General features: G+C 69.8%; 21 protein-coding genes. 13 read left to right on the top strand and 8 right to left on the bottom strand.

The features are described 5' to 3' along the window. A partial coding sequence (locus tag H036_RS0120715) for a hypothetical protein (protein ID WP_232421923.1) occupies window positions 1–1,182 on the top strand: 1,182 nt, incomplete at its 5' end. Window positions 1,183–1,336: 154 nt separating this feature from the next. Here H036_RS0120715 and H036_RS0120710 read toward each other — a convergent pair. Beyond that, on the bottom strand, window positions 1,337–1,885 hold the full coding sequence (locus H036_RS0120710) for a hypothetical protein (protein ID WP_017936728.1): 549 nt from the start codon (window positions 1,883–1,885) through the stop codon (window positions 1,337–1,339). Window positions 1,886–2,211: 326 nt separating this feature from the next. On the opposite strand from H036_RS0120710, the gene H036_RS0120705 reads away from it, so the two are divergent. The 3 genes from H036_RS0120705 (at window position 2,212) to H036_RS0120695 (ending at window position 4,063) form a co-directional block, all read left to right on the top strand. Next, a complete protein-coding gene (locus tag H036_RS0120705; RefSeq protein WP_017936727.1) occupies window positions 2,212–2,673 on the top strand; it encodes a DUF2975 domain-containing protein in 462 nt (153 codons plus the stop codon). Next, window positions 2,673–2,897 carry a helix-turn-helix domain-containing protein gene (locus H036_RS0120700; RefSeq protein ID WP_017936726.1) on the top strand — a complete coding sequence of 75 codons (225 nt, stop codon included), beginning with the start codon at window positions 2,673–2,675 and terminating at the stop codon, window positions 2,895–2,897. Before H036_RS0120705 ends, H036_RS0120700 begins: the two co-directional genes overlap by 1 nt. A gap of 95 nt (window positions 2,898–2,992) precedes the next feature. Continuing rightward, window positions 2,993–4,063: an alkene reductase gene (locus tag H036_RS0120695; protein ID WP_017936725.1), complete on the top strand. Its 1,071-nt coding sequence runs from the start codon at window positions 2,993–2,995 to the stop codon at window positions 4,061–4,063. A gap of 200 nt (window positions 4,064–4,263) precedes the next feature. On the opposite strand, the gene H036_RS0120690 is transcribed toward H036_RS0120695, so the two are convergent. From H036_RS0120690 to ychF, 4 genes are all read right to left on the bottom strand, one after another. Further along, the gene (locus H036_RS0120690) at window positions 4,264–6,405 is read right to left on the bottom strand and encodes an FUSC family protein (protein ID WP_017936724.1); all 2,142 of its coding nucleotides are present in this window, start codon (window positions 6,403–6,405) and stop codon (window positions 4,264–4,266) included. A gap of 280 nt (window positions 6,406–6,685) precedes the next feature. Beyond that, window positions 6,686–8,251: a peptide chain release factor 3 gene (locus H036_RS0120685; RefSeq protein WP_017936723.1), complete on the bottom strand. Its 1,566-nt coding sequence runs from the start codon at window positions 8,249–8,251 to the stop codon at window positions 6,686–6,688. 197 nt (window positions 8,252–8,448) lie between these two features. Then, the gene (locus H036_RS0120680; RefSeq protein ID WP_026146220.1) at window positions 8,449–9,297 is read right to left on the bottom strand and encodes an aldo/keto reductase; all 849 of its coding nucleotides are present in this window, start codon (window positions 9,295–9,297) and stop codon (window positions 8,449–8,451) included. 158 nt (window positions 9,298–9,455) lie between these two features. Then, complete coding sequence (gene ychF, locus H036_RS0120675; protein ID WP_017936721.1) at window positions 9,456–10,529, bottom strand: redox-regulated ATPase YchF; 1,074 nt, start codon at window positions 10,527–10,529, stop codon at window positions 9,456–9,458. Window positions 10,530–10,630: 101 nt separating this feature from the next. Here ychF and H036_RS0120670 point away from each other — a divergent pair, with 101 nt between their 5' ends. The 5 genes from H036_RS0120670 to H036_RS0120650 all read left to right on the top strand — a co-directional run bounded on the left by H036_RS0120670 (window position 10,631) and on the right by H036_RS0120650 (window position 13,925). Then, the gene (locus H036_RS0120670; RefSeq protein ID WP_017936720.1) at window positions 10,631–11,032 is read left to right on the top strand and encodes a VOC family protein; all 402 of its coding nucleotides are present in this window, start codon (window positions 10,631–10,633) and stop codon (window positions 11,030–11,032) included. Window positions 11,033–11,052: 20 nt separating this feature from the next. After that, on the top strand, window positions 11,053–11,841 hold the full coding sequence (locus H036_RS0120665; RefSeq protein WP_017936719.1) for an exodeoxyribonuclease III: 789 nt from the start codon (window positions 11,053–11,055) through the stop codon (window positions 11,839–11,841). Between the two features lie 9 nt (window positions 11,842–11,850). Then, complete coding sequence (locus tag H036_RS0120660) at window positions 11,851–12,264, top strand: GNAT family N-acetyltransferase (RefSeq protein ID WP_036489531.1); 414 nt, start codon at window positions 11,851–11,853, stop codon at window positions 12,262–12,264. 149 nt (window positions 12,265–12,413) lie between these two features. Further along, window positions 12,414–13,442, top strand: coding sequence for a DNA recombination protein RmuC (locus tag H036_RS0120655; RefSeq protein ID WP_017936717.1), 1,029 nt, complete (start codon window positions 12,414–12,416; stop codon window positions 13,440–13,442). Window positions 13,443–13,451: 9 nt separating this feature from the next. After that, window positions 13,452–13,925 carry a DUF6542 domain-containing protein gene (locus tag H036_RS0120650; protein WP_017936716.1) on the top strand — a complete coding sequence of 158 codons (474 nt, stop codon included), beginning with the start codon at window positions 13,452–13,454 and terminating at the stop codon, window positions 13,923–13,925. Here the strand turns inward: H036_RS0120650 and H036_RS0120645 are convergent. After that, the gene (locus H036_RS0120645; RefSeq protein WP_017936715.1) at window positions 13,852–14,475 is read right to left on the bottom strand and encodes an L-threonylcarbamoyladenylate synthase; all 624 of its coding nucleotides are present in this window, start codon (window positions 14,473–14,475) and stop codon (window positions 13,852–13,854) included. The genes H036_RS0120650 and H036_RS0120645 overlap by 74 nt on opposite strands. A gap of 14 nt (window positions 14,476–14,489) precedes the next feature. After that, window positions 14,490–15,482, bottom strand: coding sequence for a 4-hydroxy-3-methylbut-2-enyl diphosphate reductase (locus H036_RS0120640; protein WP_017936714.1), 993 nt, complete (start codon window positions 15,480–15,482; stop codon window positions 14,490–14,492). Window positions 15,483–15,615: 133 nt separating this feature from the next. On the opposite strand from H036_RS0120640, the gene H036_RS0120635 reads away from it, so the two are divergent. The 3 genes from H036_RS0120635 to H036_RS0120625 are packed head-to-tail and all read left to right on the top strand — an operon-like array spanning window position 15,616 to window position 18,276. Beyond that, window positions 15,616–16,821, top strand: coding sequence for an ATP-binding protein (locus H036_RS0120635; protein WP_017936713.1), 1,206 nt, complete (start codon window positions 15,616–15,618; stop codon window positions 16,819–16,821). Next, window positions 16,821–18,080 (top strand): exodeoxyribonuclease VII large subunit, encoded by a 1,260-nt coding sequence (gene xseA, locus H036_RS0120630; protein ID WP_017936712.1) that lies wholly within the window; start codon window positions 16,821–16,823, stop codon window positions 18,078–18,080. The genes H036_RS0120635 and xseA overlap by 1 nt, the downstream gene beginning before the upstream one ends. Continuing rightward, on the top strand, window positions 18,067–18,276 hold the full coding sequence (locus tag H036_RS0120625) for an exodeoxyribonuclease VII small subunit (RefSeq protein ID WP_017936711.1): 210 nt from the start codon (window positions 18,067–18,069) through the stop codon (window positions 18,274–18,276). The genes xseA and H036_RS0120625 overlap by 14 nt, the downstream gene beginning before the upstream one ends. 18 nt (window positions 18,277–18,294) lie before the next feature. On the opposite strand, the gene H036_RS0120620 is transcribed toward H036_RS0120625, so the two are convergent. Continuing rightward, on the bottom strand, window positions 18,295–18,894 hold the full coding sequence (locus H036_RS0120620) for a DUF4245 family protein (RefSeq protein WP_017936710.1): 600 nt from the start codon (window positions 18,892–18,894) through the stop codon (window positions 18,295–18,297). Window positions 18,895–18,962: 68 nt separating this feature from the next. On the opposite strand from H036_RS0120620, the gene H036_RS0120615 reads away from it, so the two are divergent. Beyond that, window positions 18,963–20,207 (top strand): SLC13 family permease, encoded by a 1,245-nt coding sequence (locus H036_RS0120615; RefSeq protein ID WP_081615653.1) that lies wholly within the window; start codon window positions 18,963–18,965, stop codon window positions 20,205–20,207. The last annotated feature ends 55 nt before the right edge of the window (window positions 20,208–20,262 follow it).

The raw sequence follows: 20,262 nt of genomic DNA, 5'->3' as shown, positions 1-20,262 counted from the left end.
CCGCCGCCTGTCGGCGCCACCGATACAGCTGAAGAGGGCGGCGATCGGCGTCCCCGTCGACACCAGTTCGGCATACTCACACATGTGCCCGGGATCAATCAGCATCGTGCCATCGTCGATGAGGCTCTCAAGGCACTCGGCAAGGACTGGGATGCGTGGCCGGGCGTTCTCACAGCCTCGCGACTGGACCCATCAACCCGATTGTCGGGCGTCCTTGTGCTGCTCGCGGCAGTGGAGACCTTCGCAGCCCGTCCACAGATCGTGACGATCGACCCCTCCGACGAGACCCTCGACTGGCTCGGTCGAGCACGCGAGCCCTGGGCAAGCGTGGCGCGGATGCGACTTCCGTGGACAACGACCACCGCCACCACGGCGGTCTGGGCCGTGACCAACCGCGGCCTTTATGACGATCGACGGATCGCAATCGCACTTCGCGGCGCCCGACAGATCTGCTCCGAGGGGAAGGCAGATATCGGCCTACTCGACGCCCTTGCGGAGTGCGTCGCGTATCTGCAGGCGATCGAGCGCACCGCACGCTGGGAGCCACAGCTAAGAGAGCTGCTCAGCCTCGCAACACGGGTCATCACATCAGCCACGCCGCCCGAGATCCTCGACCTCTCGATGCTGGTCGACGGGGACACATGGGCCGACCCGGCGCGAGAGGCAGCTCGCTCCTTGCCGGCCGAGGACATCGCTCCCCTCGTCCGCCTGCTCAGCGACCTCGGGCCTCGACGGCCGCCGCAACGATGGCTACGCGACGTCGAGACCACGCTGAATCCACCGTCCGCGCGGCAGCTCCTGCACCGCTGGACCGAGCTGGCCAGCGCGGCGGACATCGTCCCCGAGTGGCCCGGCTCGATCGTCGGCGACTGCCGCGGCACCCTCTTCGTCGGAAGCAACGCCGACATCGTTCGGGCAGCCGTCTGGGCCACCAGTGTCCTGCGGGACGAAAGTTGGCCTGTCGAGCACCTCGTCGTTCTGGCCAGGCGCGGTGAGCTTCACAACGGTGCGCCGCAACTGCCCGAGCCGCTGGCTCTCAAGGTGGCAGCCGCGGCCGTCGACGCGCTCGCCGCCCGCGGCACCCCCGCCGACCGCATCGCCCTGGTGGGCCTCCTGACCGCACTACGGCGCCGCGATCTCACGAAGAAGGTCACCAACGCGCTGGGCGGCTCTCCCACCTGAGCGCGTGCGCGCGCTGAGCCCCGTGACAGAGCCGTCGAGCTACGGGTCCTTCCCTGCGCGGTATCGATATGCGGCATATCGCCGCCTGAGCGTCTGGCGAGGATGCTCTTGAGACGGGGTCGGACTTCGGTCTTGATCTCGACCTGGCAGATACCTACACAAGCCCGGCCGTGGCTCGGGTCTCGGCGCGCAAACCCGCCAAGGCGTCGAGGACCGCAGCCTCGAATGCGGCTGTCGCGGTCACCTCCGGAAAGCTGCCGCCGTTGTGGATGGCATCCCAAGCGGCGTCGGCCCGCTCCACTACGTTCTCGGGCGCAAAAAGTCGAACGGCCTCAAGCGCCTGAGCGGTCGATGTCGTCCATGGGTGCTGCCGCTCAACGGCCGCCAGATGCGCCGCGCGACACGCCTCGATGATCGCTTGGTCGCCGCCCGACTGGGCGTTGAGCAAGGAGTAGGTCGCACGGGAAATGGCGGAGTCCGCGGACATGAGTTCGCGACCGGCGTGCACTAAGGACGCCACCGCGTCGACGTAATGCTGGCGGCGCCAGATCACGTCGGCTCGCTTGTTGGCTCGTCTCTCCGCCTGGAAGTCGGAGATCGTCTTCAGTAACCAGCCGACCACAACGCCGGCGAAGCCGGTCAGAACCGCAAGCACGGCGTCACCCTGGCATACAAATCGGTCCGCGCGATACAAGTTGGCCATCGCAGGAACATGGGCGATGACCTGAGCGATGTCGGCAAGTGACGAGTCGAGTTCTGCGATGGCTGGCGTGCTTAGCCGCCGGCACCATTGCACTTTTGGTCTCGTGCTCGCGGGTGCTTTACGAGGTGCGGCCGCGAACGCGCGCGGCGGCCAGGGGTTCGCGCTCGCTGGCGGCGCGCGCCTCACAGTCAGTCCGCCGCTTGTCCGCGCCCATCCCTGACGTCCGAATCTGCAGCCGAGATCGGATGCAGCCAGGCGGCTTAGCGTCCCCAGACCTCGCAGGGATCTCCCTACCCGCACCTATCGTTTTGCGATAGGTTCCGCCCATGGCGAGGTCGGTCGTACTTCTCAAGGCGGTCATCGTCGCGGTCGTTGGCTGGTTGGTCCTCATGCAGGTGCTGGTGCTGCCGTGGACGGCTGGGACCTACGCCTTGAGGTATCCCGAGTTCGCCTGGATGCGATCACCGCTCCTTGTCCTCTCGATCGTGGCCCTGGCAGTCGTCGAGTTCGGCCTGCTCGGCGTTTGGCGGCTGTTGACGTTCGTCAGCGAGGGCGTCTTGTTCTGCTCCCCCGTAGCGGACCGCTGGGTGACCCGTGAGATCGGAGCGGTGGGGTTCGTGACGGTCCTCGGCGCGGCGATGCTGGTCATCATCGATCAGCCGATCGGCGTCGTCCTGTTGCCGGTCGAGGTGCTCCTCGGCGTTGCCGCGGTGCTGCTGGTCATCGTGCTTCGCGGCCTCCTTCGTGCGGCCGCCACTCAGCATCGTGAGCTGGAGTCGGTCGTCTGATGACGGTCGTGGTCGACCTCGAGCCGATGATGACCCTTCGAGGCATGGGCGTCGCCCAGCTGGCCAGCCTCATCGGCATCACACCCGCGAACCTCGCCGTGTTGAAGAACGGCCGAGCGAAAGCCGTACGGTTCACCACGCTCAATGCGCTTTGCGAGGTGCTCGATTGCCAGCCGGGCGACATCGTCCGGTGGGTCCCAGATGCTCCCGGTGAGCGCGACTGACCGCGTGGTGGCCCGCTTGCTGGCACGTCAAACGGTGAGACTCCTCACCGTGGTGCCAAGGAACAGACCCAGGAGGTGGCAGCGCTGTACGAGTCATGGCTGATCTCTTCGACCCCCTGAACGTCGGCGCGTGGACGCTGCCGAACCGGCTCGTGATGGCGCCGCTGACCCGCAACCGTGCCGAGGGCACCGTGCCCGGCAACCTTGCGGTGGAGTATTACTCCCAGCGCGCCTCCGCCGGCCTGATCATCACCGAGGGCAGCCAGCCCACCGCCGAGGGCCAGGGCTACCTGAACACCCCCGGCTTCCACTCCGAGGAGCAGCTCGCCGGGTGGCGCCGGGTCGCCGACGGCGTACACGCGAACGGCGGCCGGATCGTCGCGCAGCTGATGCACGCCGGACGGATCTCCCACCCTGACAACACCGGCGGTGAGGAGGTCATCGCCCCCAGCCCGGTGGCGGCCCCGGACGAGATGTTCACCGCCGAGGGGATGAAGCCGTTCCCGACTCCGCGCGAGATCACCGTCGAGGAGATGCCCTCGATCGTCGAGGGCTACGTGCAGGCCGCCCGCAACGCGGTCGAGGCCGGCCTCGATGGTGTCGAGGTGCATGGCGCCAACGGCTACCTCATCCACCAGTTCCTAGCGCCCGGCTCCAACCACCGCACGGACGAGTACGGCGGCTCGCCCGAGAACCGGGTCCGCTTCGCCCTCGAGGTCACCCGTGCGGTGGCCGACGCGATCGGTGCCGACCGGGTCGGCATCCGCATCTCGCCCGCTCACAACATCCAGGGCGCCACCGAGGAGGACCCGGCCGACGTCGCCGCGACCTACCGGCTCCTGGTCGAGGGCCTCGCGCCGCTCGGACTGGCCTACCTGAGCATCCTCGCCGACCCGAAGCAGGACCTGATCCAGGAGCTGCGCCGCTCCTTCGGCGGCGTGGTCATCGCCAACGACGGCTTCGGCGAGATCACCACCCGCGAGTCGGCGCAGGAGATCCTCGACAAGGACCTCGCCGACGCGGTGGCCGTCGGTCGGCTCTTCCTGGCCAACCCGGACCTGCCCGCTCGGTGGCGGACCGGCGCCGAGCTCAACGAGCCGAACCCCGACACCTTCTACGGCGGTGGCGCCGAGGGCTACACGGACTACCCGTTCCTCGACAGCTGATCAAGACGATCGCCCACCCGCGCGGCGGCGGCGGCGGCGAAGGTCAGACTCCGGGAAGTCGCCCACGTACGCCTCGAGGTCACGGGCCAGCCCCGGATCTGTCGACTGAGCCAGATCAACCGAGGTGACCCGCTGTGCACCCGCGCCGTATCGCCGCGTGTGCAGCCTTCTGCGCTGGACCCGTCACTGACGTGCTCGGGTCACCCTGCGGCGGTGCGCGCCGGTTCCTCCACGAACTCTTGGATCCGGCGCGCGCTGTCGACATGGTCCGCGGTCCAGATCAGCCGCACCGTGTGCCCACGGACCGATGCGTCGGCTGTCGTCACAGACTCGACGGCCTCCCGGAGTGCCTCGGCGAGCCGGTGGTCGGAGGCATCGGCCCTGGGCAACGCGCGCGGCACGGTCCCAGCGCCGGTCATCGCCTTGGCCATCGCAGCGAACCAGTCGGTCACCCGCTCCGTCATGACGATCAGCTCCACCTGCGCTTGCGAGACGTCGACGCCAACGCGCTCCTCGTCGCCCCAGAGGTCGGACACGGACTGGGCGGTCAGTCGCATCCCCGCGACTCCGGTCAGCAAGGATGCGACCTCGGCGAGGCTCAGTCGCTTGCGGCCACGCTCAGCAAGGTATTGCCGGAACGCATCGTCGAGACGACGGGCCGCAGCGGCGGCGCGTAGTGCGGCCCCCTCCGCCTCTGTTCGAGATCCATCGAGAGCGGTTCCATCCTCGACGGCCGTCCGCAGGTAGTCCGCGCACTCGGCGTAGGCCTCAGCCAAGGCCTGGCGGAGGACTCCCCCGGCACCTCTGGGCCAGAACACCGTCCCCACGACGAGGCTGACCGCACAGCCGATGGCCACGTCCTCGACACGGACCAGGCCGACCTGCCACCCGGCCGGGCTGATGATGTTGAAGAGGATCAGGAGCGTGACGGTGAACCCCGCCTGCCCCGCGGCGAAGGAGATCGCAGGTGCGACGCCGGCGGCAAGGATCGCGACGGGAAGCAGCACCCACAGCACAGGAGTGTTAGCGCCGATCACCAGAATCAGAACGGCCGCGATAGCGAACCCGATCGTGGTGCCGACGAGCCCGCGGACCGCGCTCTGCCCGGTGCTGAGCGCGTTGGACCGGAGCACCGACAGCGTGCCGAGGACGATCCAGAACGAGTGCTGCACCCCGCTCAGATGCGCGACCGCGACGGCACCGGCCAGAGCGACAGCGCCGCGGAGGCTGTTGCGCAGCCAGACCGAGTGCGGCTCGATGTGTGCCAGCGCCCGCTTCTGTGCCGAGGCGATCGCCCCTTCCAAACCCCGCGGTTGCTGGCCGAGCAGCTTGCGCCACCAGGAGCGCTGCTCAGCCGCCGTGGTGATCGCGATGTTCGCCGCGATGGCCCGCACGGCGAAGGCGAGCTCTTGGGCGCGGTAGCTCGGTCCGAGCGAGTCACCGAGCTCCATCGCGATGTCTGCACTCCTCGGCATCTCGACGACATCGAGAGCCGCCGTCTCCATGGCTCGGCGGGCACGGGCCAGGTCGTCGAGATGGTCATCCAGGCTGTCCTGCGGAGGCTGCTCGATGCTGAGAGCCTTGCCGGCGTGGTCAAGCAGCACGGCGGCTGCCGACTTGACCTCACGCACGGTCGGGTCGATCCGACTGGGTCGAGCGGCCGCGGCGTTGTCGAGGATCACGCTCAGCCAGATCAGCTCATCGACCAGCCGAACCACCGCGCGGTTCGCCGTGCTCAGCCCGGACGGTCGGTACGGCGTACCGAGGAACGTGCTGCGCAGATGCGCCACCGCTGCGTCAGACCGAGCGACTGCCTCCTCGACGTCCTCGCCATCCTGACCGTGCCGGCGCGCGACCTCAGCGGCCAGTCGTGCCGACAGCTGCCGGCAGGCCTCGGATGCCGCGGCGCGCAGTGGTTCGGTGCGGGGTGCGGGCCACAGCAGGGTCACCGCAGGCAGCGACACCGCCCCTGCCACCAGCCAGCCCAGCAGCCGGTCCGGGATCGCCGCCGGCGGAGCCGGTGTCGCGACAGGGAGGATGAAGGCCAGCAGGATCGCCGTACTCGCCGCCGCCAGTACCGAACTCACCACGCCCGCGAAGAGCACCGCGAACCCCACCACGAGCATCGTGGCGGTCGCCAGCCACGGATCACGTGAGACCAGCGTGGCGAGCGAGAGGAGTACGCAACCCACCCCGATCAGCGAGATCTGCGCTGCCAGCCGCTCACCGAGAGTTCCGCCGAAGTCGGCGAGCAACAGCATCGCGAACGACCCGAAGCCTGCGAACGTCGCCACCGTCGGGTTCCCGTTGACGTGAAGGACCACCGCGAAGAGCGCCGGCATCACGATGGCAGTCCTGGCTGCACGCCGAGTCGCGCGCAGGTTTCCATCTCGAGCGAGCAACCAGTCGCGAACCTGCCCCACCATGCCTCCGCCGCTCGAGGAGCGACCAGTCTCGTCGGTGAGCGCTGCCACGGCTACCCCTAGCGCGCGCCATCCGATGTGCGACGCAGACCTCCAACCTGCATCACACCGCCGCCAGTCGGCCGCAACCGACGTGCCGGGTCTGGCACTGGACGCCGTCTTCGGCTGGCGAGTTTGGCCTGCTGGTCGCCGGTGCCGGTCAGTTGCCGCCGGCAGGGAGTGCCTCGAGCATGACATCGGGGTGGTCGCGCGCGGTCGTCTTGGCCCGCCACTGGTCGACGAAGAGCGCGAGGTGGGTGCCGTCGCTGCGCTGCAGGACCTCGACGCCCCGGATCCCGGCCAGCGCGACGGCACCGCGGGCATCGGTACGCCGGGCCACCTGGTAGTCGAGCCGCGAGAAGCGGATGGGAGCGTTGAACTCGTTGGTCATCCGGTCCTCGACCACCTCGAACTGCATCGGCCCGACCGCCGCGAGGACCGGGTTCTGGTCACCGCGAAGGTCCGAGCGCAGCACCTGGACGACGCCCTCCTGGTCAAGCTGCTCGATACCGCGGCGGAATTGCTTGTAGCGGCCGATGTCGCCGGCGCTGGCGGTCATGAAGTGCTCGGGGGCGAAGGTGGGCACGGGCGGGTACTCGATCGCCGGGCCGATGTACACGGTGTCGCCTACCCGCAGCGCAGTCGCGTTCACCAAGCCGATGATGTCGCCGGCCTCGGCAGTCTCGACCGACGTCGTCTCGCGACCGAAGACCGCCTGGGCGAACTTCGTCGCGAAAGGCCGGCCGGTGGCAGCGTGAGTCACGACCATCCCGCGCTCGAACGAGCCGGACACAACCCGCGCGTAGGCGAGGCGGTCGCGGTGGGCGGCGTTCATCCCGGACTGCACCTTGAAGACGAAGGCGCTGAAGTCGTCGGTGACCTGGCGGACGGCGCCGTCGACGCCCGTGGTCGCGCCGGGAGCCGGGGCGAGTTCGAGCAGCGAGTCGAGGAGCTGGGCGACGCCGAAGTTCTGCAGCGCCGAGGCGAACATGATCGGCGTAGTGGCCCCGGCAAGGAACCGTTCCTGATCGTGGTCGGCCTCATCGAGCTTGAGCAGCTCGTGCTCCTCGACCGCGGCGGCCCAGGCCTGGGCGTCGACCTCCTCCACCTCGTTCGGCCCGATCCGTCGCTCGGGGGCGCGCGTGGCGCCGCCGGCGGTGCGGGTGTACTTCACGAACTCGCCCGTGCGACGGTCCAGCACCCCGCGGAAGTCTCCGGCCTCGCCGACCGGCCACGTCAGCGGTGTGGGGCGGAGCCCGATCTTCTCGTGGATGAGGTCCATGAGCTCCAGCGCGGAGAGGCCCGGCCGGTCCCACTTGTTGATCACGGTAATCACCGGGATGCCGCGCAGCGCGCAGACCCGGAACAGCTTGAGCGTCTGAGGTTCGAGGCCCTTGCCCGCATCGACCAGCATCACCGCCGAGTCAACGGCGGAGAGCACCCGGTAGGTGTCCTCGGAGAAGTCACTGTGACCGGGGGTGTCGACCAGGTTGACCACGTGGTCGCGGTAGGCGAACTGGAGCGCGGCCGAGGTGATCGAGATCCCGCGGGCCTTCTCCATCGCCATCCAGTCGGACACCGTGCCGCGCCGGTCGCCCTTGCCGTGGACGGCTCCGGCCTCGTTGATAGCCCGGGCATGCAGGGCGAGCGCCTCCGTCAGGGTCGACTTACCCGCGTCGGGGTGGCTGATGACGGCGAACGTACGGCGGGGGCGGGAGTCGGGCACCGGAAGAACCTAACGGTCGACCGGTCACTCCCTCGACTCGTGCGGGGCCCTTTCGCTCCGCCGCAGTCGAGAACGATGACGATTCTTGTCCCGGCTAGGTCGATCGGAGCGTCGTGGCGCGCGCTTGACGATGTGATGAGGCGAAGAAGGAGGCGGGGGTGGAGCCGGCGAGTGATCGGGCGGTCTGATGCGCTCGGTCAGAGCATCTCGAGGGGCCGCGGGCCGCGCGGCGGGGGGAAGGCCTCGTCCAGCATGCGCAGGTCCTGCTCGGTCAGACGCAGGTCGACAGCGGCCCGGTTCTCCAGCACGTGCTCGCGCGTACCGGCACGGGGGATCACGTTCACGCCGTCCCGGGCCATCACCCAGGCGAGCGCTACCTGCGCCGGGGTGGCGTCGTGCCCGTTCGCGACCGCGGTGATCATCGGGTGGCGCAGCAGGCGACCCTGCTCGATCGGCGAGTACGCCATCACCGGAAGCCCGTGCGCCCGCAACGTCCGAAGCAGGTCATACTCGATTCCCCGGCGGGTCAGGTTGTAGAGCACCTGGTCGGTCTGGACCGCCTCCCCACCGGGAACGCTCAGCAGCTCGGCCATGTCCCGGACGTCGAAGTTGCTGACGCCCCAGTAGCGGATCGTGCCGAGCCGGACCAGCTCCTCGAAGGCGCGCACCGTCTCCTCGAGCGGTACCTGGCCACGCCAGTGCAGCAGATACAGGTCGAGCCGCTCGGTGCCGAGCCGCCTGACGCTCTGGCGACACGCCTCGATGGTGCCCGCGTACGTCGCGTGTGAGGGTAAAACCTTGCTGACCAGGAACACCTCGTCCCGGCGTCCCGCGATCGCCTCGCCGACCAGCGCCTCGGCCGCGCCGTCGCCGTACATCTCGGCGGTGTCGATCAACGTGAGCCCGTGGTCGATGCCCAGGCGCAAGGCAGCCAACTCCGAGGCACGTCGGGCCGGACTCTCGCCCAGGTGCCAGGTGCCCAGACCCATCACGGGAATGGACTCGCCAGCAGGCAGCCGCACCATCGGGATGGACTCCATCGGCATCACCGGCCCCGCAGTTCCTACGCCGTTACGCGCCAGCCTAGCTCTTGCTGGCCGGCACGTGGCGGGTTGGGCGAGACCGCTGGCATTTCAACGTCACCGACGTACGGCGCGGACCGGGGAGATCCAGATGGCATGCGACCTGCGGAAACAGGCCCCATTCAGACGTTGAAGCGGAACTCCACCACGTCACCGTCGGCCATGACGTAGTCCTTGCCCTCCATCCGGACCTTGCCGGACTCACGGGCCTTCACCATCGAGCCGGCGGCCACCAGGTCCGAGAACGAGACGATCTCGGCCTTGATGAAGCCCTTCTGGAAGTCGGTGTGGATCACGCCTGCGGCCTCCGGGGCAGTGTCGCCCTTGCGGATGGTCCACGCGCGGGCCTCCTTCGGCCCTGCGGTGAGGTAGGTCTGCAGGCCGAGGGTGTCGAAGCCGACCCGGGCCAGCTGGTTGAGGCCGGACTCGCCGATGCCGAGGTCGGCGAGCATCTCGGCGGCCTCGTCGTCGGTCATCTCGATCAGCTCGGACTCGATCTTGGCGTCGAGGAAGATCGCCTCGGCCGGCGCGACCAGCTCGCGCATCGACTGCTTGAGCGCCTCGTCGGCGAGCTCGTCGGTGTCGCAGTTGAAGACGAAGATGAACGGCTTGGCGGTCAGCAGCGAGAGCTCGCGCAGCAGGGCGCGGTCGATCGAGGTGGCGATGATCGGCGTACCGGCCTCGAGGGCCTCCTTCGCCGCCTTGGCCGCCTCGAGGTTGGCGACCAGGTCCTTGTTCTTGCGCGACTCCTTCTCCAGCCGCACGATCGCCTTCTCGACGGTCTCCAGGTCGGCCAGGATCAGCTCGGTCGAGATGGTGGAGATGTCGTTGCCGGGGTTGACCTCGCCGTCGACGTGGGTGACGTCGTCGTCGCGGAAGACGCGGGTGACCTGGCAGATCGCGGCCGACTCACGGATGTGCGCGAGGAACTTGTTGCCCAGGCCCTCCCCCTGCGACGCGCCGCGGACGATGCCTGCGATGTCGACGAACTCCACCGTTGCGGGCAGCACCCGCTCGGAGCCGAACAGCTCGGCCAGCGTGCCCAGCCGCTCGTCCGGTACGCCGACGACGCCCACGTTGGGCTCGATCGTCGCGAACGGATAGTTCGCGGCGAGCACGTTGTTCTTGGTCAGCGCGTTGAAGAGCGTCGACTTGCCCGCGTTCGGGAGACCGACGATGCCGATGGTGAGAGCCACGGGAGACGAGTCTAGAGACTGCTGCGCCCGCTCACCGATTCGGTGGGCGGGCGCCACCGGCCTCCCTTCCACCCGAGCCATTGCTGGTGTTGGCTGGCCGCATGACCGTCGCGATCCACACCATCACCTTCGACTGCGCCGACGCGCTCACGCTGGCGCGGTTCTGGGCGACCCTGACCGACTGGCACGTCTTCCACGACGACGACCCGGAGGTGCTGGTCGCGCCGTACTATCCGAACGACGGCGTCGGGCTGCTGTTCATCCCCGTTCCCGAGGGCAAGACCGCCAAGAACCGGCTCCATCTCGACCTCGCGCCGACCGACGTGACCCGCGACGAGCAGGTCGAGATCGCCCTGCGCCTCGGCGCCACGCTCGTCGCCGACCACCGTCGCCCCGACGGGGGCGGCTGGGTGGTGCTCGCCGACCCCGAGGGCAACGAGTTCTGCATCGTCCGCTCGGACGCGGAGCGGGAGCCGGCTCCCCGGACGTTCCGGCTCGGCTGAGCGACGGTAGGTTTCGCAGGGTGCGCATCGCGACCTGGAACGTGAACTCCATCCGTACCCGCATCGATCGGGTGCACGCCTTCCTCGACCGGCACGAGATCGATGTCCTCGCCGTTCAGGAGACCAAGGCCAAGGTCGACCAGATCCCGACCATGGAGCTCGAGCTGCGCGGCTACGAGATGGCAGCGGTCGGCCACTCGCAGTGGAACGGCGTGGCGATCTTCTCCCGGGTCGGCCTCGACGACGTCCAGGTCGGGTTCGAGGGCATGCCCCTGTACGGCGAGCCCGAGCAGGCCGAGGCCCGCGCCATCTCCGCGGTGTGCGGCGGGGTGCGGGTGATGTCGCTCTACATCCCCAACGGCCGCAAGCCCGACGACCCGCACTACGTCTACAAGCTGGACTGGCTGGCCCGACTGCGCGACGCCTCGCAGGCGTGGCTGGACTCCCCCACCGCTCTGGTCGGCGACTGGAACGTGTGCCCCTTCGACGAGGACTGCTTCGACCCCTCGCAGTTCAAGAACTCCACCCACCTCACCCCGGCCGAGCGCGAGGCCTTCTTCGCGATCGAGCACGACTATCGCGATGTCGTCCGCCCCTACACCCCGGGGCCGGAGGTCTACACCTACTGGGACTACTACCGGCAGCGCTTCGAGCGCAACCGTGGCCTGCGGATCGACTTCGTGCTCGGCTCGCCGTCGTTCGCCGCGCGCGTGACCGGGGCGTTCATCGACCGCGACGAGCGCGACCCGGCGCAGGGCGTCGGGGCGCCGTCGGACCACGCTCCGGTCATCGTCGACCTGGCCGACTGAGTCGTGACGATGGTGCGGCCGGCCACGGCCTCCGACGTACCGGCGCTGCTGGCGCTGTGGGAGGTGGCCGCCGAGAACGACGCCCGACCGGCCGACAGCGCCGCGAAGGTCGAGCTGCTGCTGGCACGCGATCCGGAGGCGTGCATCCTCGCCGAGCAGGACGGCCGGGTGGTCGCCTCGCTCATCTCCGGCTGGGACGGTTGGCGGGCCCACCTCTATCGCCTGGCCGTGCACCCCGACGTACGCCGCCAGGGGGTCGGGCGACTGCTGATCGCGCACGCCGAGGAGCGCTTCCGCGCCCTCGGTGCTGGGCGGATCGATGCGATGGTGCTGGAGGGCAACGACCTGGGTCAGACCATCTGGCGAGCCGCCGGCTACGTGGCGCAGCCGGAGTGGCGGCGCTGGGTGAAGCCGCTCGGCTGAGTGGTGCGGTTTTGACCCCTAGGGGTCAGTGCCGAACGTTGTCGGGCAAAGCTTTGCCCCCCAAGCTGCGGTTTTGACCCCTGGGGGTCAAAACCGCCCCCGCCCGCGCCCCGCCGAAAACTGTCAGTGCTCCCTGCGACCCTCACGGCATGGAGATCTTCGCGCTCTTCGTCGCCCTGGTGGTCGGGCTCGCGCTCGGCGCCGTGATCGGCGTCTTCTGGATCCGCTCTCGGCCGGCCCAGCTGGAGGGGATGCTCGACCAGGCTGAGGTGATGCAGGGCCTCGACCGGCTCAGCGACCAGATGCACCACCTCGATCGCGCTCGGGCACAGTGGCAGGGGCAGTTCCATGCCCAGGTCGACCTGCTGCAGCGCGAGACCAGGTCGCTGTCCACTGCGCTGCGTCGCCCTCAGGTGCGCGGCCGATGGGGCGAGCTGCACCTGCGCCGCGCGGTCGAGCTGGCCGGCCTGGTGGACCGCTGCGACTTCACCGAGCAGGTCCGGCTCGAGGACGGTCACCTGCGTCCCGACCTGGTCGTCCACCTGGCGGGCGGCCGTCAGCTCGTCGTCGACGCGAAGGTGCCGCTCGATGCTCATCTCGACGCCACCAGCACCGATGACGAGGCCGAGCGCCACCACCACCTCAACCGGCACGCCCATCAGCTGCGGGCCCACATCGACCTGCTCTCCTCGAAGGCCTACTGGCGCTCGCTCCCGGAGAGTCCTGAGTTCGTGGTGCTCTTCGTCCCGGCCGAGTCGTTCCTCGCGGTGGCGCTGGAGACCGATCCCTCCCTGATCGAGTACGCCGCAGCACGTCAGGTCGTGCTCGCCACCCCGACCACGCTGATCGCGCTGCTGCGCACCGTCGCCCACGGCTGGTCGCACGAGACCCTGGCCGAGGAGGCCCGAGAGGTGCACCGGCTGGGCCGCGAGCTGCACCAGCGGCTCGCCACCTTCGGCGGCCACCTCGACGCACTCGGCCGGTCCCTCAATGCGTCCGTCACCCGCTACAACCAGGCGATCGGCTCCCTGGAGAGCCGGGTGCTGGTCACCGCTCGCCGTTTCGACGAGCTCGGCGTCACCGGCGACGCGCTGCCGACCCCGCAGCCGGTCACCCTCCATGCCGTGCGGCGTGCCGCCGAGCAGAGCGAGGCCGACGACCCTACCGTGGCGCTATAGGAGGATCAGGTGAGCAGGACTATCTGGGACGAAGGCCACGAGCCGGGCGGACGTGTTGTCGCGCTCGGGGTCGCGCTCGCCCTCACGGTCGCCGTGATCGACGGCCTGCTGGCGGGCCACGTCGAGCTGCTCTTCGACGTCTGCTTCGTGATGATCTGCGTCGGCGTCGCGCTGCTGGTGCACCCGCGTGACTTCTTCGCGGTCGGCGTGCTCCCGCCGCTGCTGATGCTGGGCATCTTCGGCCTGTTCTCGATGGGTGCCCGCGAGCGTATCGGCGCCGCGCCCGGCGACGGCTTCCTCCAGGCGTTGATCTCGGCGCTGGGCCACCACAGCATCGCGCTGTTCGTGGGTTACGGGCTGGCGCTGACCTGTCTGGTGATCCGGCGCAACAGGCCCAGCCGAGGCCGGGTCAGCCCAGGAAGCGCGACCAGTCGCCCGCGCCCTCCCGCACGATCTCAGGAGTATCACCCGACCAGTCGATGACCGTCGTCGGCTCGGCGGGAGTGTCACCGGCTTCGACGACGATGTCGACCTGGTGATCGAGCTCCTCCTTGACGTCCCAGCCGCTGGTCCGCGGCTCGGTCTCGCCCGGCAGGATCAACGTCGAGGACAGGATCGGCTCGCCGAGTTCCTCCAGCAGTGCGCGCACCACCACGTGATCGGGGATCCGCACGCCGACGGTCCGCTTCTTGGGGTGCAGCAGCCGGCGCGGCACCTCGGGCGTGGCCGGCAAAATGAACGTGAACGGCCCCGGCGTCGCGGCCCGCACCGCCCGGAAGGCGCTGTTGTCCACGTGCACCAGCTGACCCAACTGGGAGAAGTCGCGGCAGACCAGGGTGAAGTGGTGCCGATCGTCCAGGCCCCGGATCGCCAGGATCCGGTCGCGGCCGTCCTTGTTGCCGATGCGGGAGCCGAGCGCGTAGCCCGAGTCAGTCGGGTAGGCGATCAGCTGGTCATCGCGCAAGGCCTGCACGACCTGGGCGATCAGCCGTGGCTGCGGGTTGTCCGGGTGGACGTCGAGGTAGCGCGCCATCGTCCTACTCCTGCTCAGCGGCCAGCGGCCTTGAGGTCGCGCCGCAGCTCCTTGGGCAGCGCGAAGATCAGCGACTCGTCGGCGCTGTGCACGATCTGCGGCGAGGGATAGCCGCGCTCGGTCAGTGCGGCGAGCACCCCTTCGACCAGCTTCTCCGGCACGCTCGCCCCCGAGGTGACGGCGACAGAGCCGACGCCCTCGAACCACGCGTCCTGCAGCTCGCTGGCGTCGTCGACACGGTGTGCGTCGCGGGCACCCGCCTCGAGGGCCACCTCGACGAGCCGGACGGAGTTGGAGGAGTTGCCCGAGCCGACCACGATCACCAGGTCGGTGTCCTCGGAGATCTCCTTGACCGCGAGCTGACGGTTCTGGGTGGCATAGCAGATGTCGTCGCTGGGCGGGTCGATCATCTCCGGGAACCGCGTCCGCAGCGCGGCCACCGTCTCCATCGTCTCGTCGACCGACAGCGTGGTCTGGGAGAGCCAGACCACCTTCGCCGGGTCACGCACGACGAGGTTGGCCACGTCGGCGGGGCCCTCCACCAGCTGGGTGTGCTCGGGCGCCTCACCCATGGTCCCCTCGACCTCCTCGTGACCGGCATGACCGATCAGCAGGATGTCGTAGTCCTGGAGGGCGAACCGCCTGGCCTCCAGGTGCACCTTGGTGACCAGGGGGCACGTCGCATCGATGGTCTTGAGGCCACGGGCGGCGGCATCGGTGTGCACCGTCGGCGCCACGCCGTGCGCGGAGAAGACCACGGTGGCGCCGGACGGCACCTCGTCGAGCTCGTTGACGAAGATCGCGCCGCGCTCACGCAGGTCGCCGACGACGTGCTTGTTGTGCACGATCTCCTTGCGGACGTAGATGGGCGCGCCGTACAGCTCGAGCGCCTGCTCGACGGTGATCACCGCCCTGTCCACCCCGGCGCAGTAGCCGCGCGGGGAGGCCAGCAGGACGGCCTTCTCCTCCTCGGAGATGACGCGCGGGTTGCCGAGGTCGATGCTCATGCGGCGAGTCTACGGCCCCGCAGGCCTCCGTGAGACTGTCGGTGCCAGGTCCTACGGTGGACGAGCACCACGACTTATAGTCCCTTATAGCTTTCGTGACCTATAAAGACCTATCCCGCCCCGAGGAGGTGCCGTGCTCCCCAATCCCTACACACCCGGGGACCGCCCGCGCGTCTTCGTCGGTCGGGCGGCGGAGCGCCAGCTGCTCCGCGACAAGCTGGCCAGGATCGCGGCCTACGGCGAGATGATGGGCGCACTGACCATCGTCACCGGCCCCCGCGGCGTCGGCAAGACCTCGCTGCTGCGCGACGTCGCCGGGCAGGCCGAGGAGGACGGCTTCGTCGTCGCCTGGGTCTCCTGCGTCAAGCAGCACCCGTTCCTCGCCGAGATCGTCGACCGCGTCGAGCACAGCCTCGAGCGCGCCGAGGTCGCCGCTCCCGGCCCGCGGCGACTCAAGGACCTGACCGTCGAGCTCAGCGCCGGCTTCGCCAAGGTCCGTGCGCGCCTGGAGGCCGGGCCGGTGGCGCAGCCCACCGCCCTGGTCGGTCCGCTGGAGGACCTGCTCGGCCGCGCCGGCCGGTTGGTGCGCGAGCGCGGCGGCAGCGGGCTGATCGTGATGATCGACGAGCTGCATGCGCCGCTGGAGTCGACCCGGGAGTGGGAGTACGCCCCCGAGCAGCAGGCCCTGCTGCACGGCGGCGTGCTGCTGAACGCCGTACAGAACCTCGCCGGTGAGCGTGCCGGGCTCCCTGTCGGCGTGATCGGTGCCGGCCTGCCGCAGACCAAGAGCCTGCTGACCCGCGCCGCCACCTTCGGCGAGCGCAGCCATGAGCTCGTCCTGAGCGAGTTCGACGACACCGACGCGGCGCTGCTGCTCACCGAGCCGGCCACGGCGCTGGGCGTCACGTGGTCCCTCGATGCCGTCGCCGAGGTCGTGGAGACGGCCCGGGGCTATCCCCAGTCGCTCCAGATCCTCGGCGCCGCGACCTGGGATGCCGCCCGGCCCGAGCCCGGCTCAGTCCTGGACCTGGCCGCCGTCACGGCGGGATCGCAGTCGGCCCACAGCGCGCTCGCCTCGATCTTCGAGGCCCGCTGGGCGGTCGCCACCTCGGCCGAGCGGGCATTCCTCGTCGCGATGGCCCAGGTCGAGCGCCCCGTCGTACGCCGTGGCGAGATCGCAGCCCTGCTGTCCACCAGCACCGAGGCGCTGAGCATGGTGCGGCGCAACCTGATCGTCAAGGGCATCGTGGAGGAGGCCGGCTACGGCCGACTGCGCTTCACGATCCCCGGGTTCGAGCGGTTCGTCCTCGACCAGACCACCGGCAGGGAGGAGCACTGATGGCACTGGAGACCTCGCTCGAGTCACCGGCACCGGTGCGGCAGATCGCCAATGCGATCGCCGGCTGGGTCGACCGTCTCGGTCCGGTGTGGGTGGAGGGCCAGATCGCCCAGATCAGTCGCCGCCCAGGCATGCAGACCGTCTTCATGACCCTGCGCGACACCGTGGCCGACATCTCGGTCCCGGTGACCTGCAGCCGCACCCTCTTCGACGGCCTCAACCCGCCGCTCGTCGAGGGCGCCAGTGTCGTGGTCCACGGCAAGCCGTCCTACTACGCCAACCGCGGATCGCTCTCTCTGCAGGTCCGCGACATCCGGATGGTCGGGCTCGGCGAGCTGCTCGCGCGGCTGGAGCGCCGCCGGCAGCTGCTCGCTGCCGAGGGCCTGTTCGCGGTCGATCTCAAGCGACGGCTGCCGTTCCTGCCCGGCGCCGTGGGGCTGGTCACCGCGCCCAACTCAGCGGCCGAGCGCGACGTCCTCGAGAACGCCCGCCGGCGCTGGCCCGCGGTGCACTTCGAGGTCGCCTATGCCGCGATGCAGGGCTCGCGCAGTGCCGAGGAGGTCATCGGCGCGCTGCAGCGGCTCGACAAGAATCCCGATGTCGAGGTGATCGTGATCGCGCGCGGAGGCGGGTCCGTCGAGGACCTTCTGCCGTTCTCCGACGAGGCCCTGATCCGAGCGGTCCACGCCGCCACCACCCCCGTCGTCTCCGCCATCGGCCACGAGCCCGACTCCCCGCTGCTGGACCTGGTCGCCGACGTCCGCGCCTCGACCCCGACCGACGCCGCCAAGCTGGTGGTGCCCGACGTCGCCGAGGAGCTTCGACTGGTGGCGACGGCTCGCGAGCGGCTGCGCGGCACCCTCTCACAGTGGCTGCAGCGCGAGCAGAACCTGCTCGACGCGATGCGCTCCAGGCCCGCGCTGGCCGATCCGACCAGCCTGGTGACCAGCCGACTCGACGAGGTCGCCCAGTTGCGCGAGCGCAGCCGCCGATCGCTGAGGCACCAGCTCGATCGGGCCGGCGACGACATCGCCCACCAGCGCGCCCGTGCACGAGCACTGAGCCCGCTGGAGACGTTGCGCCGCGGCTATGCCGTCGTGCAGGACGCCGAGGGCCAGGTGCTGGCAGGCGTCACCGCCGTCGCCCCCGGCTCACCGCTCAGCATCCGGCTGGCCGACGGCCGGATCCACGCCACCACCGACGAGATCGAGACCGACCCGGTCGACACCAGCGAGGAGGGCCACGATGGCCAAGAGTGACGAGCAGCCCAAGCCGAGCTACGAGGAGGCACGCGAGGAGCTGATCGAGGTGGTCCGAAGCCTCGAGGCCGGCGGTACGACGCTGGAGGAGTCCCTCGCCCTGTGGGAGCGCGGCGAGCGGCTGGCCACCGTCTGCCAGGAGTGGCTCGAGGGTGCCCGGGAGCGGCTGCGCAAGGCCGCCGCGACGCAGGACTGACGGCTCAGGACAGACGGCTCAGGACTGCGCGCTGGCCGACGCTGAGGCGGTCGGCAGCTCGGCCCGGGTCAGGCGCTGCATGAAGGTGGTGAAGTCCGCCTTGTCCGCCGACCCGTAGACCAGCAGGACGTAGTCGCCCAGCTCCATCGCGTACCCGGTGTCGCCACCCCGGTCGGAGAACGTCGTCCAGGTGTCGCCCAGCGGAGTGTGCAGCGTCTTCTCGCCGTCGCTGGAGGCGTTCTTGTCGATGTAGGTGGACACCAGCGAGGCCACGGGGGCCGCCTCCAGGCGCAACCCGACGAAGGAGTCGTGGTCGGTCACCGCACCCAGGCTCCAGGCCGGCTTCGTGCCGAGACCGCTCTGCGGGACGTAGTCGGCACTGGTCGCCTTCCAGCCCTGCGGCAGCGAGGTCGGGTAGATGACCTTGAGCGGCGCGTCGGCGGCCTGCACGTCATGCACGGCGGAGCGATAGTCCACCGCGCTGCCTGCGACGTTCGGGGTGTCGTGGGTGAGGTTGTTCAGCGCCCAGTAGACGACCACGACGATGACCAGGACCACCATCGAGACGATCAGACCGTGAAAGGTCCGTGGATACCGACGGGCGCCCTGCTCACTCACCGCACCATCGTCTCAGGTGCCCCCAGGCCACACCGAAACGCCGATGCCCGGCCCCTAGGGTGTGACCCGTGATCGGGGTCGTCTGCCTAGTGGCGCTGCTGGTGACGGCCCACCGGCATCCCCGGCCCCGCACCGAGGCGTTGGTCGCGCTGGCAGCGGTGTTGCTCACCCTCGCCACCCGTTACGTCAGCCTCCACGCCGCCGGCGAGGCGATCCGGCCGTTGGCGCCGGTCGTCGGCTTCCTGGTCGCGATCCTGGTCGTCTCCGAAGTGTGCGCGCGGGCCGGGCTCTTCGATGCCGCTGCCGACCTGGTCAGGGAACGGTCCCACCGCGACCCGCACCGCCTCTTCATCGGCGTCTTCGTGCTGGCCGCGCTGGTCACCACGGTGCTGAGCCTCGACGCCACCGTCGTACTCCTGACGCCGGTCGTCGTCGGTGCCGCGCGCGGCCTAGGAGCCTCGGGGCGTCCCGGGGCCTACGCCTGCCTACGGCTGGCCAACTCCGGCTCGCTGCTGCTGCCGGTCTCCAACCTCACCAACCTGCTGGCCCTCCCCTATCTCTCGCTCACCTTCGGGTCCTTCGCGCTCCGGATGGCGCTGCCGCTCGCGGTCGTGCTGGTGGTCGAGTACGTCGGCCTGCGGCTGCTCTTCGCCAGCGAGCTGCGACGCTCCCCGGACCAACCGGTGACCGACACGCCGGAACCCACCACGGCCTCGTCCGGGGCGCGCGCGTGGCGGCTACCCGCGGCCGTGGTCACCCTGATGCTCATCGCCTTCGGCGTCCTGAGCCCGTTCGGCGTGGAGCCGTGGGTGCCTGCGGCCATCGCCGCGGCGACCCTCCTGACCTGGGGCGTACGCCGCGGCATCCTCTCCCCGACCGACGCCGTGCACGCGGCTCACCCGTCCTTCGCGCTGTGGGTGCTGGCCCTCGGCATCGTGGTCGCAGGCCTGTCGGCCGACTTCCTCGGCGACCTGGTGGACCGGGTGCTGCCCGACGGCACCGGCTTCGCCGACCTGCTGCTGATCGCCGTGATCGCCACCCTGGCGAGCACCCTGCTGGCCAACCTCTCCGCCACGCTGGTGATCGTCCCCGCCCTCGCCCCGCTCGGTGACACCGCGATCCTGGCCGCGCTGCTCGGACTCACCATCGGCGCCGGGCTGACCTGGACGGGCAGCCTGGCCAACCTGCTCTGGCGCCGCACGTTGGCGCGGGACGCGATCACGCCGGGGAACGGCCGTTTCCACCTGGTCTCGCTGACCTTGACGCCTGCTGCGCTCGTCGCCGCGGTGGCGGCGCTGTCGGTCACGCGCTAGGTCCGGCAAAAGCGACAGAAGTCTCGATCTATGGATCGTTCCAGCCGGGAACTGC

The sequence above is a fragment of the Nocardioides sp. Iso805N genome, assembly GCF_000364605.1.
GTDB lineage: Bacteria > Actinomycetota > Actinomycetes > Propionibacteriales > Nocardioidaceae > Nocardioides.
This window is presented reverse-complemented; position numbering and strand designations above follow the sequence as displayed.